This window comes from Streptomyces ipomoeae 91-03, from assembly GCF_000317595.1.
Classification (GTDB): domain Bacteria; phylum Actinomycetota; class Actinomycetes; order Streptomycetales; family Streptomycetaceae; genus Streptomyces; species Streptomyces ipomoeae.
Window position 1 is genome coordinate 1 of the sequence record NZ_AEJC01000370.1, and the last position, 14,201, is coordinate 14,201.

The following is a 14,201-nucleotide window of genomic DNA, read 5'->3' on the forward strand; positions in this document are numbered from 1 at the left end:
CCCTCTCTTGCGCCACCCTTTCACTACTCAATTAGTGAAAGGGTGGTGGACGTGGTCGAGTACCGGATCGACCGACGCAGCGGGGTCGCCACCTACCTGCAGATCGTCCAGCAGACCAAACAGGCCCTCCGCCTCGGCCTGCTGGAACCGGGGGACAAGTTGCCCACGGCCCGAGAGGTCGTGGAGGCCACGGCCATCAACCCGAACACGGTCCTGAAGGCCTACCGCGAACTGGAACGCGAAGGCCTGGTCGAGGCGCGGCGCGGTCTCGGCACGTTCGTACGGAAGTCGCTGGGGTCCGCCCCCGCGGACTCCCCGTTGCGTGCCGAGCTGTCCGCCTGGACGGACCGCGCCCGCGAGGCGGGACTCGAACGGGACGACGTGGCCGCGCTGTTCAACTCCGTACTGGAAGATCATTTCAAGGGGGACGAGGCATGACCGACACCGCCATGGAGGCGGCCGGGCTCGGCAAGAAATTCGGGTGGCGGCAGAAGGGCTGGGCGCTGCGCGACTGCACGTTGCGGCTCCCGGCGGGCCGCGTCTGCGCGGTCGTCGGGCCGAACGGCGCCGGCAAGTCGACACTGCTGGCCCACGCGGCCGGTCTGCTCGCCCCCACCGAGGGCAGCATCACCGTGCTCGGTACGACCCCGGCGGCGGCCCGCGAGCGCATCGCGTACGTCGCCCAGGACAAGCCCCTGTACCCCCAGCTCACCGTCGCCGAGACCCTGCGCCTGGGCCGGGAGCTCAACCCCCGGCGCTGGGACGCGGCCGTCGCCGAGGGCGTGGTGACCGAGGGTGCGCTGGACCCGGACGCCAGGATCCGCTCGCTCTCCGGTGGTCAGCGCACCCGCGTCGCGCTCGCCCTGGCCCTCGGCAAGCGGCCCGAACTGCTGCTCCTGGACGAGCCGATGGCCGACCTCGACCCGCTCGCCCGCCACCAGCTGATGGGCACCCTCCTCGCCGACTCCGCCGAGCACGGCACCACCGTCGTCATGTCCTCCCATGTCGTCGCCGAACTGGAGGGCTCCTGCGACCACTTGTTCCTCCTGGGCGACGGCCGGGTCCGCCTCGCCGGTCCACTGGACGAACTCCTCGCCGCACACACCCTGGTCACCGGCCCGGCCGGCGACCTCGCCCCGCACACCGTCGTCGAGTCCCGCACGACGGGCCGTCAGCTCACGGCGCTGGTACGCCCACAGGGCCCCCTGGGCTCCGGCTGGCAGACCGCCGAACCGACGCTGGAGGAGCTGGTCCTCGCCCACCTGAGGTCACCACAGGCTCCGGCGCTGACGCTCACGGACTCCGACGACAAGGACGAGGACGAGTACGGCGAAGGCGACCCCCGCGGCAACGGCAACGGCGACGGGTCCGAGATGCGGGAGGCCGCCGTATGAGCGCCGCCACCACCACCGCCGAGGCACCGACACCACCGGCCCCTGCCACCGCCCACCCGGCAGCTCCGGCTCGCCCGACCCGCAGCCTCGTCCGGGCCATGTTCCGCCTGCACCAGTCGGCGCTGTGGTTCTGGGGCCTGCTGGTGGTCCTGACCGCCGGTGCGCTGCTGTGGGCCGCGGGGCCGGGGGTGGACGCGGCCTGGGCGGAGTACCTGAAGAGCGACTGCGCGAGTGCCGACTACTGCGAGACGGGCCCCGCCCACGATCGCTACGACTGGGCCGTCACCCTGGGCACCTTCGCCCTCAACATCGCCCCGCTCCTGGTCGGCGCCTGGGCGGGCGGTGCCCTCATCGGCCGTGAGCTGGAGAGCGGTACGGCGCGGCTGGCCTGGACGCAGTCGGTCCGGCCGGCCCACTGGCTGGCCGCCAAGCTCGCCGTTCCGGCCGCGCTGCTCATCTCGGGGACGGTCCTGCTGACCCTGCTGAACCGCCTGCTGTGGTCGTCGGACGCCGACATCCGCCGGGCTCTGGGAACCCGGGACTGGTTCAACTCCTCGACGTTCACGGCACACGGCACACTCGCCGCCGCCTACGCCCTGCTGGGCCTGGCCGTCGGCACCGTCGCGGGCCTGCTGATCCGCCGCTCACTGCCCGCGCTCGCCGTCGGCGTCCTGGCCACGGGCACGGTCATGAGCACGCTCGAGTCGTACCGCAGCGCCCTGTGGCCGGTGGAAACCCTCGTCTCCAAGTCCGGGGACCCGAACTGGACGGGCGAACTCGTCGACCGCGGCCTCCTCACCACCTCCGGCGACCGCCTCTCGGATACGGGCTGCACGGGCACCGCCTGCGGCAGAACCGACGTGGTCGGCTTCTACGCCGACTTCCACCCCTCCTCCCACTTCTGGCCCCTCCAACTCGTCGAGACCGGCATCGCCCTCACCATCACCGCCACCCTGGTCTACGCCGCCTTCCGCCTGCTCCGCCGCCAGACAGGGGACACCGCGCGCCCCACGGGCCACACCCCACGCCGTAAGGGAGGCACCTCATGACCACCGCCGCCCTCACCACCCCGGCCGCCACCGCGCCCGGCGGCCCCCGCAGCGGTGGTCCACATGGCCTGACCTGGGCCACTCTGCGAGTGCACCGCTCGGCGCTGCTCGTCTGGGGCGTGTACGTGCTGGGCCTGGCCGGATGGCTGCTGTGGCTGCGGCTCGTCACCCTGCCCTCCGTGCGGGACGAGGCGGCCTCGTGCGGGGCCGGCGGGTGCGTCGACCTGGAGTCGGCGATGACGTACAGCACGGGCGTCAGCATGGTGTCCACGCTCATCGCGTACCTCACCTATGGCGTGGCCGCCTGGGCCGGTGCCTCGCTGACCGGCCGGGAGCTGGAGCGGGGGACGGCCCAGCTGGCGTGGACGCAGTCGGTCACCCCCATCCGCTGGCTGGCCGCCAAGCTGGCCGTACCGGCCGTGGTGCTGGCCCTCGGCACGAGCGTGCTGGTGCTGCTCTTCCGGTGGGTGTGGTCACAGAAGGAGGTGACGTACGGCTACGAGTGGTACTACCCGGACCCCATGGTGGCCCTCGGTCCCATGACCGTGGCGTACGCGCTGTGCGGGCTGGCCGTCGGTGCGCTGGCGGGCGTCGCCCTGAAGCGCGCACTGCCGGCGCTCGCCGTGGCCTTCGGGTTCATGCTCTGGTTCCACGTGTATCTCGACCGGCGCACCACCTGGCTGTGGCCGACCGAGCGGCTCACGGGCTCAGCCGCCGCCAAGGTGCCGAACAACGCGCAGCACATCGACCTCGGCGTGATCACGCAGTCGGGCAGCCGGGCCGACTCCGACCTCCTGAGCTGCTTCGGCGCCGAGACCGAGGATTCCCTCTCCGCGTGCATGGCCGACCACGACATCACCGGCCTGTACGCCGACATCCACCCGCCCTCGCACTTCTGGCCCCTGCACCTCATGGCCACCGGCGTCGTCCTCACCGTCACCGCCCTCGCCACAGCCACCGCCTTCTGGCTCCTCCGCCGCCGCACGGCCCGCTGACGGCCGACCGGCAACGGCCGGCGGCCGACCGACCGACGGCCGCCGCGACCCGGCCGAGGCCCCGGACCACCTGACCCGGTACGCCCCTCCTACGGGGGGAGGGGCGTACCGAAGGCGTAGGACGGGACAAGGCCATACGACATGACAACAAGGGCGTACGACATGACAACGGCGTACGCCGGAGCGGGAAGTGGGCCCTTCACGGCACCGGCGGTCCTCTCCGCGCTATCCCGCACGTAAGATCTCTGTAACCGGTGATTCAGACGGCCTTGCGACGCTGCGTCAATGAACCCGGTCGTGCCCGAGCCGTCGCCGCCCCCACACCACGGCCCCAGCAACGGGAAGAGTGCGGGGAGCGCCCACCACGAAGCCGCCGCGGCTGTCGCAGCGGGTGTCACCGCCCACGCCGGCGGTGACATCGTCGCGGACGTCGTCGCCAGGATCGACGCGGACATCGCCGAGAACGTCGCCACCCGCCCCGCGACGCTCCCACCAGCCCTGTCCGACGCGCCCGTGATGCTCGCGGCGCGGAAGAATGGTCCCATGAGCCAGACCAACGCCCAGGCGACCCAGGTACAGCACGTTCAGCCGTCCGTCGGCTCCATCGCCGCCCACCGCCCGCACACGGTGGCCGCCGTGGTCTCCGACCTGGAACCCGACATCGACGCTGATCTCGATGTCTACGAGGACGGCGTCCACGAAGGCGACCGGCTGCCGCAGGGCCGCTTCCTCGACCGGGAGCGCAGCTGGCTCGCCTTCAACGAGCGGGTCCTCGAACTCGCCGAGGACCCGGGCACGCCGCTGCTCGAACGAGCGAACTTCCTGGCGATCTTCGCCAGCAACCTGGACGAGTTCTTCATGGTCCGGGTGGCCGGTCTGAAGCGCCGTATCGCCACCGGTGTCGCCACGAGGTCCGCCTCCGGGCTCCAGCCCCGTGAGGTGCTGGAGATGATCTGGGCCCGTTCGCGCGAGCTGATGGCCCGGCACGCCGCCTGCTTCCACGAGGACGTCGCCCCCGCGCTGGCGGAGGAGGGCATCCACCTGGTCCGCTGGAGCGAGCTGACGGAGAAGGAGCAGGCCCGCCTGTTCACCCTCTTCCGCCACCAGATCTTCCCGGTCCTCACGCCGCTCGCCGTGGACCCCGCGCACCCCTTCCCGTACATCTCGGGTCTCTCGCTGAACCTCGCGGTCGTCGTCCGAAACCCGGTCTCGGGCCACCGGCACTTCGCCCGTGTGAAGGTCCCGCCGCTGCTCTCCCGCTTCCTGGAGGCCTCCCCGAACCGGTACGTGCCGATCGAGGACGTCATCGCGGCGCACCTGGAGGAGCTGTTCCCGGGCATGGAGGTGCTTGAGCACCACACCTTCCGCCTCACCCGCAACGAGGACCTGGAGGTCGAGGAGGACGACGCCGAGAACCTGCTCCAGGCCCTGGAGAAGGAGCTCATGCGGCGCCGCTTCGGGCCGCCGGTGCGCCTGGAGGTCGAGGAGTCCATCGACCAGTACGTCCTCGACCTGCTGGTCCGCGAGCTGAAGATCTCCGAGGCCGAGGTGTACCCGCTGCCGGGCCCGCTGGACCTCACCGGTCTCTTCGGCATCTCCGGGCTCGACCGGCCCGAGCTGAAGTACCCGAAGTTCATCGCCGGCACCCACCGCGACCTGGCGGAGGTGGAGTCGGCGTCGGCGCCCGACATATTCGCCGCCCTGCGCGAACGCGACGTCCTGCTGCACCACCCGTACGACTCGTTCTCCACCTCCGTGCAGGCCTTCCTGGAGCAGGCCGCCGGTGACCCGGACGTCCTCGCCATCAAGCAGACCCTGTACCGCACCTCCGGCGACTCCCCGATCGTGGACGCGCTGATCGACGCCGCCGAGTCCGGCAAGCAGGTCCTGGTGCTGGTCGAGATCAAGGCCCGCTTCGACGAGCAGGCCAACATCAAGTGGGCCCGCAAGCTGGAGGAGGCGGGCTGCCACGTCGTGTACGGCCTGGTGGGCCTGAAGACCCACTGCAAGCTGTCGCTGGTGGTCCGTCAGGAGGGCGAGACCCTGCGCCGTTACTCCCACGTCGGCACGGGCAACTACCACCCGAAGACGGCCCGCCTCTACGAGGACCTGGGCCTGCTGACGGCGGACCCGCAGGTCGGCGCGGACCTCTCCGACCTCTTCAACCGGCTCTCCGGCTACTCGCGCCGCGAGACGTACCGCCGTCTCCTCGTCGCCCCCAAATCCCTGCGCGACGGCCTGGTCTCCCGTATCAACAAGGAGGTCCAGCACCACCGCGCCGGACGTCCCGCGCATGTCCGTATCAAGGTCAACTCGATGGTGGACGAGGCCGTCATCGACGCCTGCTACCGGGCCTCGCAGGCCGGTGTGCCGGTCGACATCTGGGTGCGCGGCATCTGCGCCGTACGACCGGGCGTCCCCGGTCTCTCGGAGAACGTCCGGGTCCGGTCCGTCCTCGGACGCTTCCTCGAACACTCCCGGGTCTTCGGCTTCGGCAACGGCGGTGAGCCCGAGGTGTGGATCGGCAGCGCCGACATGATGCACCGCAACCTCGACCGCCGGATCGAGGCCCTGGTACGGGTCACCGACCCGGCCCACCGGGCGGCCCTCAACCGCCTGCTGGAGACCGGTATGTCCGACACGACCTCCTCCTGGCACCTCGGCCCGGACGGCGAGTGGACCCGGCACTCGACCGACCCGGACGGCCAGCCCCTGCGCAACGTCCAGGAGATGCTCATTGACGCCCGGAGGCGCCGGCGTGGCACAGCAACACCTTGACCCCACGAACACCACGGCCGCCGTGCCCGCGGATGCCCTCGTCGGCTATCTGCGGGCCCAGGCCACGGAGTTCCTCCGCGCGCTGCGCGCCCACCGGGAGACCGGCGGGGGCGGTGGGGGTGCCCCCGCCCGAGCGCAGTCGCGAGCGGGGGAGAACGGAGCCGAGGAACCCACCGAAGCGGCCCTCGCCCTGCGCCGCTCGGCCCGCCGCATCAGCGGCACGCTGCACACCTTCCGCCCCCTCCTCGACGAGAGCTGGTCGGAATCCCTCCGCCCCGAACTCGCCTGGCTCTCCGGCACGTTGGGCCGCGAACACGCCTACGCGGCCCGCCTGGACCGTCTGGTGGCGGCCCTGCACCGCCTGTCGGGAGCGACGGCCGCGTTCCCGTCCCAGTCGACACCACCCGGCCGTTCCACCGCCACCGCCACCGCTGCGGGCAGTCGTTCCGCCACCGCCTCCGCTGTAGGCAGTCGTTCCACCGCCTCCCCCGCTGCGGGCAGTCGTTCCGCTGGGGCGGAACGGGTGGGCGCTGGGGGCACCTCCCAGGCCTTCAAGGCACTGGGGGAGGAACCCGGCGCCGCCGGGCCAGGCAACCACCCCCCGGCCACCCCGGACCGCAGCAGCCTGACCGTAGGCGCCGCGAAAGCAGGCGCCCTGCTCGACCGCCAGCTCACCCTCGCCCGCACCCGAGCCCACTCCGCAGCCCTCCAAGCCCTCGGCTCATCCCGCTTCCACGCCATCGCGGACAACGTCGCCGTCCTGGCCAGCGAGGTCCCGCTCACCCCCGCCGCGGCCACCACCGACCTGCGCCCCCTGGCCGCCGCCGCCCACGACCGCCTCTGCGACGCGGTCGCCGGCCTTCCCCTGCTCACCGCCGGCCACCCCTACAACGCCGAGGCCCTCATCCACGGCCTCTCCCCCGACACCGCGCCCCACCCCCAGGACGCCCCCTGGCACCAGGTACGCCTGCTGCTCCGCCTGCACCGCTACGCCCTGGAGGTCCTGCACCCCGAGTCGGTCCCGGTGAACCTGCGCCTCCTCGCCGCCGGCGAGGCCCTCAACCGCCACCGCGACGCCTCCGAGGCGGCCTCGGCGGCAGCCGCCGCCGCCCGCACCCCGCGCATCGCCCCGGCCACGGCCTACGCCCTCGGCGTCCTCCACGCCGACCAGCGCCACGAAGTGGAGGCGGCCCGTTTCGCGTTCCAGCAGTCCTGGCAGAAGGAGGCGGTGAGCACCCCTTGACCGACCACACGACGGGCCACACCACCGGCCACACCACCGGGCACATGACCGGCCACATCATCAACGCGGCGGGCTGTGTCCTGTGGCGCCGCTCGCCCGCCGGTGAGGGGATCGAACTCGCCCTGGTCTACCGGCCAAAGTGGGCAGATTGGTCACTTCCCAAGGGCAAGCTCAAGCGCGGTGAAGATCCCCGCGACGGGGCCGTCCGCGAAGTGCTTGAGGAAACCGGCATGACATGCGCCCTCGGGCCGGAACTCCCCGCCGTCCACTACGTCGACGCCCAGCACCGCCCCAAGCAAGTGCGCTACTGGGCGGCCGAAGCAACAGGCGGGACCTTCACCCCCAACCGCGAAGTCTCCGAACTCCTCTGGCTGCCCCCAGAGGCCGCTATGCAGCGACTCACGCACGAGAAAGACCGTGCGGTGGTCTCCTCGTTCCTCGACACCTTCCACAAGGCCGGAGCGGGCAACTAGTAGGGCTTGGTTATCTTGGATGGGGAATAGCGTGTCGGCCTCGCGGGGGTGAGGGCCATGACCCCGCAGGAGCTGGTGGAGGCCCAGGACCGGCTGGCGGCGTTCGCGGCCGAGGTGTTCGCCCCGCTGGGGCGGGTTGACCGGCGGCGGTGGGGCGAGCGGTATGTGCGGGGGCTGCTCGGCGAGGGGCGGCGCAAGTCGATGGAGCCGATGGCGGCCCGGCTGGGGGTGGACCGGCAGGGGCTGCAGCAGTTCCTGGCCGACTCCCCGTGGTCGCACCAGATGGTGCTGGCCGAGGTGGCCTGGAGGATGGAGCCGGTCATCCGCCCGGATGCCTGGGTGGTCGATGACGTGTCCTTCCCCAAGGACGGGCACGCCTCCCCGGGCGTGGCCGCGCAGTGCTGCGGGGCGTTGGGCAAAACCGCGAACTGCCAGGTCGCGCCGAGCGTGCACCTGGTCACCGATGCCGCCTCCTGCCCGGTGAACCGGCGGCTGTTCCTGCCGGCCGCGTGGGATGCGGCCGCCGCGGCCGCCGAGGAGGCCGGCCGGGCGGAGCACAGGCGGCGCCGGGCCCGGATCCCCGCCGGCGTGGGGCATGCCGAGAAGTGGCAGCTGGCCGTCGACATGGTCGACGAGCTGCGCTGCTGGGGCCTGGAGCCGCCGCTGGTGGTGGCCGACGAGGGCTACGGGCAGGACGGGGCCTTCCGCGAGGCGCTGACCGAGCGCGGCATCGCCTACGTGGTCGGGGCGCGCTCGGACACCGCGGTCCTGCCCGAGACCGCCACGCGCACCGCCCCTGCCTGGTCGGGCACCGGCCGCAAGCCCGTTGTGCGCTACCGGGACCAGCCCGTCGCGGTGCGCGAGCTGGTCCTGGGCATCGGGCGCGGCGCCCTGCACCGGGTGACCTGGCGCCAGGGCTCCAAGGGGCCGCTGCGCTCGCGGTTCGCCGCACTGCGGGTGCGCCCGGCCGGGGTCCGCCTGCGCCGGGCGCACCGGGGCGCGGACCTTCCGGTGTGCTGGCTGCTGGCCGAGTGGCCCGCCGGGGAGGAACAGCCGGTGAAGTACTGGCTGTCCACCCTGCCGGCTGACACCCCGCTGCGGCACCTGGTGCGTGCGGCGAAGATCCGCTGGCGGGTGGAGCACGACTACCGGGAACTGAAGACCGCCCTGGGACTGGGCCACTTCGAAGGCCGCACCTTCAACGGCTTCCTGCGGCACGTCACCCTGGCCTCGGTGGCGCAGGCGTTCTGCACCCTGGAGCGGCTGTGCCCGCCAGCAGCGGCCACGGCCTGACGACCTACCAGGTTGTGGCCGAGCTCCAAGTCCTCCTCGTCTGCTGGGCAGGAACATGCCCCACCTGCCGAAGACCCTGGACCCGATACGACACGCCGGCCCCAACCTAACCAAGCCCTACTAGGCCGCCAGATCCCGCTCCGAATCCGTCACGGCCGACTCAACCCGCGCCCCCGGAATCACGGCCCGCCGCCCATCCCGCCCCCGAGCCCGCACAACCCACCCCAGCCGAGGCGACCGCTCCACGGCCTTCATCACCGGCGTCAACAGCGCCATGGCAAGCGGCGACAGCAGCAACGCCACAGCCGTCCCCAGCGCGAACCCGCCCACCACGTCCGTCGGGTAGTGCACCCCCATGTAGACCCGGATGAGCCCCCCGAACAGCGCGACCACGAGCCCGATCAGCCCGAGCTTCCGGTTGGCGACGAACAACCCCACAGCCATCGCCATGATCAGCGTCGCGTGATCGCTGACGAACGAGTAGTCGGTCTTGCCGGAGACGAGCACCTCCAGCCCCTCGTGATCGAGGAAGGGCCGAGGCCGCTCGACGAACCCACGTATCGGCACATTGACCAGTACGGCGACCCCGGCGGCCAACGGCGCCCACACCAGCGCGGCCACGGAGGAGGCGGCATCCTCCCCGCCCCGCTTCCGTACGCCCCACCAGCACCACAGGATCAGCAGGACCATGACGAAGAGGAGCCCGTACTCACCGACGAACTCCATGACACGGTCGAACCAGGCCGGCGCGTCCTTGGCCAGACCATTGATGTCGTACAGCAGCTCGACGTCGGGGTTGGATCCGGATTCAGCGGCGAGTGCGGCATGCGCGGCGAGTCCAGCCATCGTGCTGCGGCCCTTTCGTCATCGTTCTGGCGACCGCACCCTTACGTGCGCCGCGCCACTGCCACCCCCGTGGTGTACGTAGTCCGCGTCCGCTTTCGTCAACGTGCTACGTCGAATAGGAACGCACACTCCCCTTCAATGCGTTCCACCCTCCACTGAATGATCACTCAGACGTTATCGAAGAGAGACACGTCGCTGCAGCTCAGGGCAGGGGTTCACGGAGAATTACGGCCCTGTCAGACCGTCGTGGGCAACGCTTTCGCGCCATCTTCGGTGACTCGGGTGGCCCCGAAGTAGTCGGGGGTATCAATCGGATCAAATCGGATGACCGCCCCGGGCCGGGGAGCGTCAATCATGTATCCGCCCCCCACATAGATCCCGACGTGCCGAATGGCCCGGGAGTTGGTGAGGTCGTCCGAGAAGAACACGAGATCGCCCGGCAGCAGTTCGTCCCGGGACGGATGCGGCCCGGCGTTGTACTGATCGTTCGCGACACGCGGCAGCGTGATCCCCACACTCTCGTACGCCGCCTTCGTCAGCCCCGAGCAGTCGAAGCGTCCACCCTGGTCAGCGGTGCCGTTACCGCCCCAGAGGTAGGGCGTGCCGAGCTTCTTCTGCGCGAAGGCGATGGCCCCGGCGGCCTGCTCGCTGGGGTCGACCCGGGTCACCGGCGCCGCGAAACTCTCCGAGAGCGTGGTGATCGTCTTGACGTAGTTCTGGGTCTCCTTGTACGGCGGGACGCCCCCGTACTTGATGACGGCGTACGCGCCCGCGTTGTAGGAAGCGAGCATGTTCGCCGTCGGATCACCCGGCACGTCCTTCACATAGGACGCGAGCTTGCAGTCGTACGAAGCGGCCGACGGAATCGCGTCATTCGGGTCCCAGACGTCACGGTCGCCGTCTCCGTCACCGTCGAGTCCGTGCGTCGCCCAGGTCCCCGGAATGAATTGAGCGATGCCCTGAGCCGCCGCCGGACTCTGCGCCTTCGGATTGAACCCGCTCTCCTGATACAGCTGCGCGGCCAGCAACGCCGGATTGATGGCATCGCACAGATTGCCCCATTTCTGTACGAGCGCCTGATAAGCGGCGGGTACCGCCCCCTTGGCCAGCCCGACGGACTTCCCGCCGACCCCGTTGGCGAGATTCCCGGCGACCATGTACACACCGACGACGAGCAGCATCACAAAGCTGACCCCGGCGCTGGCAGCGGCGATCACCACGATCCATGCCTTACGCACCGTCAACCGCCCCTCACCGCCCGCGAGTCCGCCGACGGCAAGTGTAGAGCCGGGGGCCCTTCTACGGAACGATCACTCAACGCCCCCGCGGTCGACCCACCACAACTTGCCACCCCGCGAGCCCCCGCCCCCGCGCGACAGTCCGGTCCCGATCCCACACGGCGACACGCCACTCGGTCGCCGCCGACTCCGCGACGGGGATGTACCGACCGAGCCCATGGGCCCCGAGCACGGCCCGAAGGGTGGCCCGTCCGACGCCGGGGGAGCGGGGGGCGCGGGGAAGGCGCAGGGCGTGGTTCCAGGAGGGGGATACCGTGGCCATGGAAGTCCTTGGTGACAGAGGGGAGTTGGATGGAAGCTCCACCGACAGAGGCGGCCCGTCCGCTGGGCATCGAGCAGAACCAGGTCGGCAACATGGAGGCCGGCCGCATGGGCGTGAGCCCCGACCGAGTCCGCATGCTCGCCTGTCACTACGAGTGCCCGGACAAGGTTCTCGTCGAAGCCCTGACCCGCATGACGCGCACCCGCGAACGGCAGGCGATCCTCTTCCGAGACGAGAACCCCACCCCGTACAACGGAATCATCCACGAAGCGGCCCCGCGCATCCGCGCCATCGCCTTCGGCGCCGGTGCCTGCCCGGGGTCCGGGCAGTCGGTCCACTACGCGTACGGACCGTTGCCGCAGTTGGACACCATCTGTCTCGACCAATCCCACGGCCTCGTGTTCCTCGGCGCCGAGGCCCAGTTGCACAAGTACCGGACGCTCTTCGACCGGATCGACGCCGTCGCCCTCAGCCTCGAGCAGACCCGGGACCTCATCCACAACGTGATGCGAGAGATGTGAGGCATGTCGATGACCACCCCTTGGCAGAAGTCGTCCCACTGCTCCGAAGGCGCGTCCCGCGTCCGCGTATCCACCGGCTCCCCTGCCCCAACCCCCACCATCCACCTCACCGAATCCGCCGACCCCGCGCGAGCCGTGCTCGGCACCACCCCGGAGGGGTCCCGCGCCCTGCTCGACGTACTCAAAGAGGAGAAGTCCCCCTGTGTCTGACATCCCCGAGGACCTCGACTGGATCCGCGCCGCCCCCGAGGACGCGACCGGCCCCGGCCCCTGGATCGAACTGGCCTTCGGTGAAGGCGACGGCGAGGACGACCCAGAGGCCCCCGTCTACATCCGTGAGACGAGCGACCCGGACAACGTGGTCACGACGAACCGCCGTAAGTGGGACGCCTTCGTACTGGGCGTACAGGCAGGCGAGTTCGACCACTTCGTGGAGGGCGTCGAGGGCTTCGAACCGACGCCGAAGCCGGTGGAGGACTGAGCCGCCCCCCTTTCCGCATCACAGGCCTCCGAAGACAACCCCCCGCAGCCAGTCGTCGATCGCGGCGAAGTCGGCGTCCGTGAGCCCGACGGCGGAGTCGACGCGGTGGAGGAGGACCTGCCCCTGATGCCGCGCTGCCACGAAGACACGATCGAGGTCGCTGATCTCGTCGTCGACCCAGACGAAGGGCCGACCGAGCGCGATCTCGACCAGAGCCCGTGTCTTCCAGTGCGGCCCGCCCGCCGCGCCCTCCTCCTCCGCGTCCGACTCCGCGTCCGGCTCCGCGTCCGGCAGATCGGCCACGGGCAACTCCGGCAGCCCGAGCAGCGGGGCGATCACCTCGTTGGCGTCATGCATCCACGCGGTGGCCCACACCAGCTCACAGGGCAGAGCCAGCAACCGCGGCCCATGCCCCGGCACGAGCTTGGCCAGCTGCGGATTGGACGTGTGCTGCCACTGCCCCCACTGCCCGGCGGTCGCCGGCGTCGCCGCTCCGCCGTACGGCAGAAGCGTCCCGTCGACGTCCAGGAAGAGCAGTGGCCGCTGCACGAATTCGACCATTCCCCCACGCTACCGGCGGCAACGGTCAGGGCCGACGGATCACTCGGCGGCCGTGTCGATCACGCAGAAGAGGTTGCCCTCGGGGTCGGCGAGTACGACGAAGTCCGCGCCGTCGGGGTACTCCCACTCCACCCGCGTGGCCCCGAGCGCCAGCAACCGCTCCACCTCGGCCCGCTGCTCCTCGGCACTGTCGGTCCAGAGGTCGAGATGCGTACGGTCGTCCTCGTCCAGCCAGAGGAGCGGCCCGTCCCCGCCGGACGGCGCCAGCACCTCCGGTCGGCCGGGGCGGGGGGTGTGGCCGAGGGCGGCGCTCCAGAAGGCGGAGGCCCGGCCGATGTCGGACACGTTCAACACGATCGATCCGATGCGCAGCATCAGGCCAGGGTCTCAGAGGCCCCCTCGTCGTCCCAGCCTTGCTGACCGCGGAGTCCGCCCCCGGCCCGTATCCGGGAGAGGGTCAACCTCCGTCGCTCCAGGTCGAGTTCCAGGACCACGACCGTGACCTCGTCCCCGACCTCGACGACCCCGTCCGGCGTCTCCACAGCCTCCTCCGTGAGCTCGCTCAGGTGAACGAGCCCCGTCACCCCGTCGGCCACCTCCACGAACACCCCGAACGGGATCAGCTTGGTGACCCGCCCCCGCAACACCCGACCCGCCTCAGCACGGTCGGCGAACTCCCGGAAAGGATCCGGCCGCATGGCCCGCAACGACAGCCGGGCCTCCCCGTTCCAGGTGTCGAACTGCAGGAACTCGCAGGACACCCGCTCCCCGACCCGCACGACGTCCGAGGGATCGGAGAAATGCCGCCAGGAGAGTTCGGGGAAGGTGATGAAACCGACGCCGGGAAAGATCGGATGGGCGGGCCCGTCGTCCAGCGCCACGAACACCCCGAAGCTCTCGATCGAGGCGACCGTGCCGGAAAGAACCTCACCGACCCGTAGCCCGCCCAGAAACTCCCAGAGCTCCGGAGTCTCGACAGCCCTCAACCGAACCACCACCCCTCCCCT

At 70.9% G+C, this 14,201-nt stretch carries 16 protein-coding genes; 11 read left to right on the forward strand and 5 right to left on the reverse strand.

The window, feature by feature from the left end; all coding sequences use genetic code 11:
- The first annotated feature begins 51 nt into the window (after positions 1 to 51).
- From STRIP9103_RS23745 to STRIP9103_RS23780, 8 genes are all read left to right on the forward strand, one after another.
- On the forward strand, positions 52 to 438 hold the full coding sequence (locus STRIP9103_RS23745; RefSeq protein WP_048820851.1) for a GntR family transcriptional regulator: 387 nt from the start codon (positions 52 to 54) through the stop codon (positions 436 to 438).
- Positions 435 to 1,394, forward strand: a complete 960-nt coding sequence (locus STRIP9103_RS23750; RefSeq protein WP_009320901.1) for an ABC transporter ATP-binding protein — start codon at positions 435 to 437, stop codon at positions 1,392 to 1,394. The genes STRIP9103_RS23745 and STRIP9103_RS23750 overlap by 4 nt, the downstream gene beginning before the upstream one ends.
- Positions 1,391 to 2,443 carry a hypothetical protein gene (locus tag STRIP9103_RS23755; protein WP_009320883.1) on the forward strand — a complete coding sequence of 351 codons (1,053 nt, stop codon included), beginning with the start codon at positions 1,391 to 1,393 and terminating at the stop codon, positions 2,441 to 2,443. The genes STRIP9103_RS23750 and STRIP9103_RS23755 overlap by 4 nt, the downstream gene beginning before the upstream one ends.
- Entirely contained in the window at positions 2,440 to 3,438 is a 999-nt protein-coding gene (locus STRIP9103_RS23760; protein ID WP_009320891.1) for an ABC transporter permease, read from the forward strand. Before STRIP9103_RS23755 ends, STRIP9103_RS23760 begins: the two co-directional genes overlap by 4 nt.
- A gap of 543 nt (positions 3,439 to 3,981) precedes the next feature.
- Positions 3,982 to 6,216, forward strand: coding sequence for an RNA degradosome polyphosphate kinase (locus tag STRIP9103_RS23765; protein WP_063747311.1), 2,235 nt, complete (start codon positions 3,982 to 3,984; stop codon positions 6,214 to 6,216).
- Entirely contained in the window at positions 6,197 to 7,459 is a 1,263-nt protein-coding gene (locus STRIP9103_RS23770; RefSeq protein WP_009320911.1) for a CHAD domain-containing protein, read from the forward strand. The genes STRIP9103_RS23765 and STRIP9103_RS23770 overlap by 20 nt, the downstream gene beginning before the upstream one ends.
- Positions 7,460 to 7,503: 44 nt before the next feature.
- On the forward strand, positions 7,504 to 7,932 hold the full coding sequence (locus STRIP9103_RS23775; protein WP_048820853.1) for an NUDIX hydrolase: 429 nt from the start codon (positions 7,504 to 7,506) through the stop codon (positions 7,930 to 7,932).
- 57 nt (positions 7,933 to 7,989) lie between these two features.
- Positions 7,990 to 9,225 carry an IS701 family transposase gene (locus STRIP9103_RS23780; protein WP_009320907.1) on the forward strand — a complete coding sequence of 412 codons (1,236 nt, stop codon included), beginning with the start codon at positions 7,990 to 7,992 and terminating at the stop codon, positions 9,223 to 9,225.
- 120 nt (positions 9,226 to 9,345) lie between these two features.
- Here the strand turns inward: STRIP9103_RS23780 and STRIP9103_RS23785 are convergent, their stop codons facing one another.
- On the reverse strand, positions 9,346 to 10,071 hold the full coding sequence (locus STRIP9103_RS23785) for a phosphatase PAP2 family protein (protein ID WP_009320935.1): 726 nt from the start codon (positions 10,069 to 10,071) through the stop codon (positions 9,346 to 9,348).
- Positions 10,072 to 10,307: 236 nt separating this feature from the next.
- Entirely contained in the window at positions 10,308 to 11,315 is a 1,008-nt protein-coding gene (locus STRIP9103_RS23790; RefSeq protein WP_234022275.1) for a C40 family peptidase, read from the reverse strand.
- A 345-nt stretch (positions 11,316 to 11,660) separates the two neighbouring features.
- On the opposite strand from STRIP9103_RS23790, the gene STRIP9103_RS23795 reads away from it, so the two are divergent.
- From STRIP9103_RS23795 to STRIP9103_RS23805, 3 genes are read left to right on the forward strand one after another with little or no spacing between them, the layout of a single operon-like run.
- Positions 11,661 to 12,152 (forward strand): Scr1 family TA system antitoxin-like transcriptional regulator, encoded by a 492-nt coding sequence (locus STRIP9103_RS23795; RefSeq protein WP_048820842.1) that lies wholly within the window; start codon positions 11,661 to 11,663, stop codon positions 12,150 to 12,152.
- Positions 12,153 to 12,155: 3 nt separating this feature from the next.
- Positions 12,156 to 12,362 (forward strand): DUF397 domain-containing protein, encoded by a 207-nt coding sequence (locus tag STRIP9103_RS23800; RefSeq protein WP_009320897.1) that lies wholly within the window; start codon positions 12,156 to 12,158, stop codon positions 12,360 to 12,362.
- Positions 12,355 to 12,633 (forward strand): DUF397 domain-containing protein, encoded by a 279-nt coding sequence (locus STRIP9103_RS23805; RefSeq protein ID WP_009320875.1) that lies wholly within the window; start codon positions 12,355 to 12,357, stop codon positions 12,631 to 12,633. Before STRIP9103_RS23800 ends, STRIP9103_RS23805 begins: the two co-directional genes overlap by 8 nt.
- Positions 12,634 to 12,651: 18 nt before the next feature.
- On the opposite strand, the gene STRIP9103_RS23810 is transcribed toward STRIP9103_RS23805, so the two are convergent.
- From STRIP9103_RS23810 to STRIP9103_RS23820, 3 genes are read right to left on the reverse strand one after another with little or no spacing between them, the layout of a single operon-like run.
- Positions 12,652 to 13,194 (reverse strand): HAD domain-containing protein, encoded by a 543-nt coding sequence (locus STRIP9103_RS23810; protein ID WP_048820843.1) that lies wholly within the window; start codon positions 13,192 to 13,194, stop codon positions 12,652 to 12,654.
- 39 nt (positions 13,195 to 13,233) lie between these two features.
- Positions 13,234 to 13,569, reverse strand: coding sequence for a VOC family protein (locus STRIP9103_RS23815; RefSeq protein WP_009320931.1), 336 nt, complete (start codon positions 13,567 to 13,569; stop codon positions 13,234 to 13,236).
- Positions 13,569 to 14,189 carry a S1 RNA-binding domain-containing protein gene (locus STRIP9103_RS23820; protein ID WP_374011058.1) on the reverse strand — a complete coding sequence of 207 codons (621 nt, stop codon included), beginning with the start codon at positions 14,187 to 14,189 and terminating at the stop codon, positions 13,569 to 13,571. The genes STRIP9103_RS23815 and STRIP9103_RS23820 overlap by 1 nt, the downstream gene beginning before the upstream one ends.
- Positions 14,190 to 14,201 lie beyond the last annotated feature (12 nt).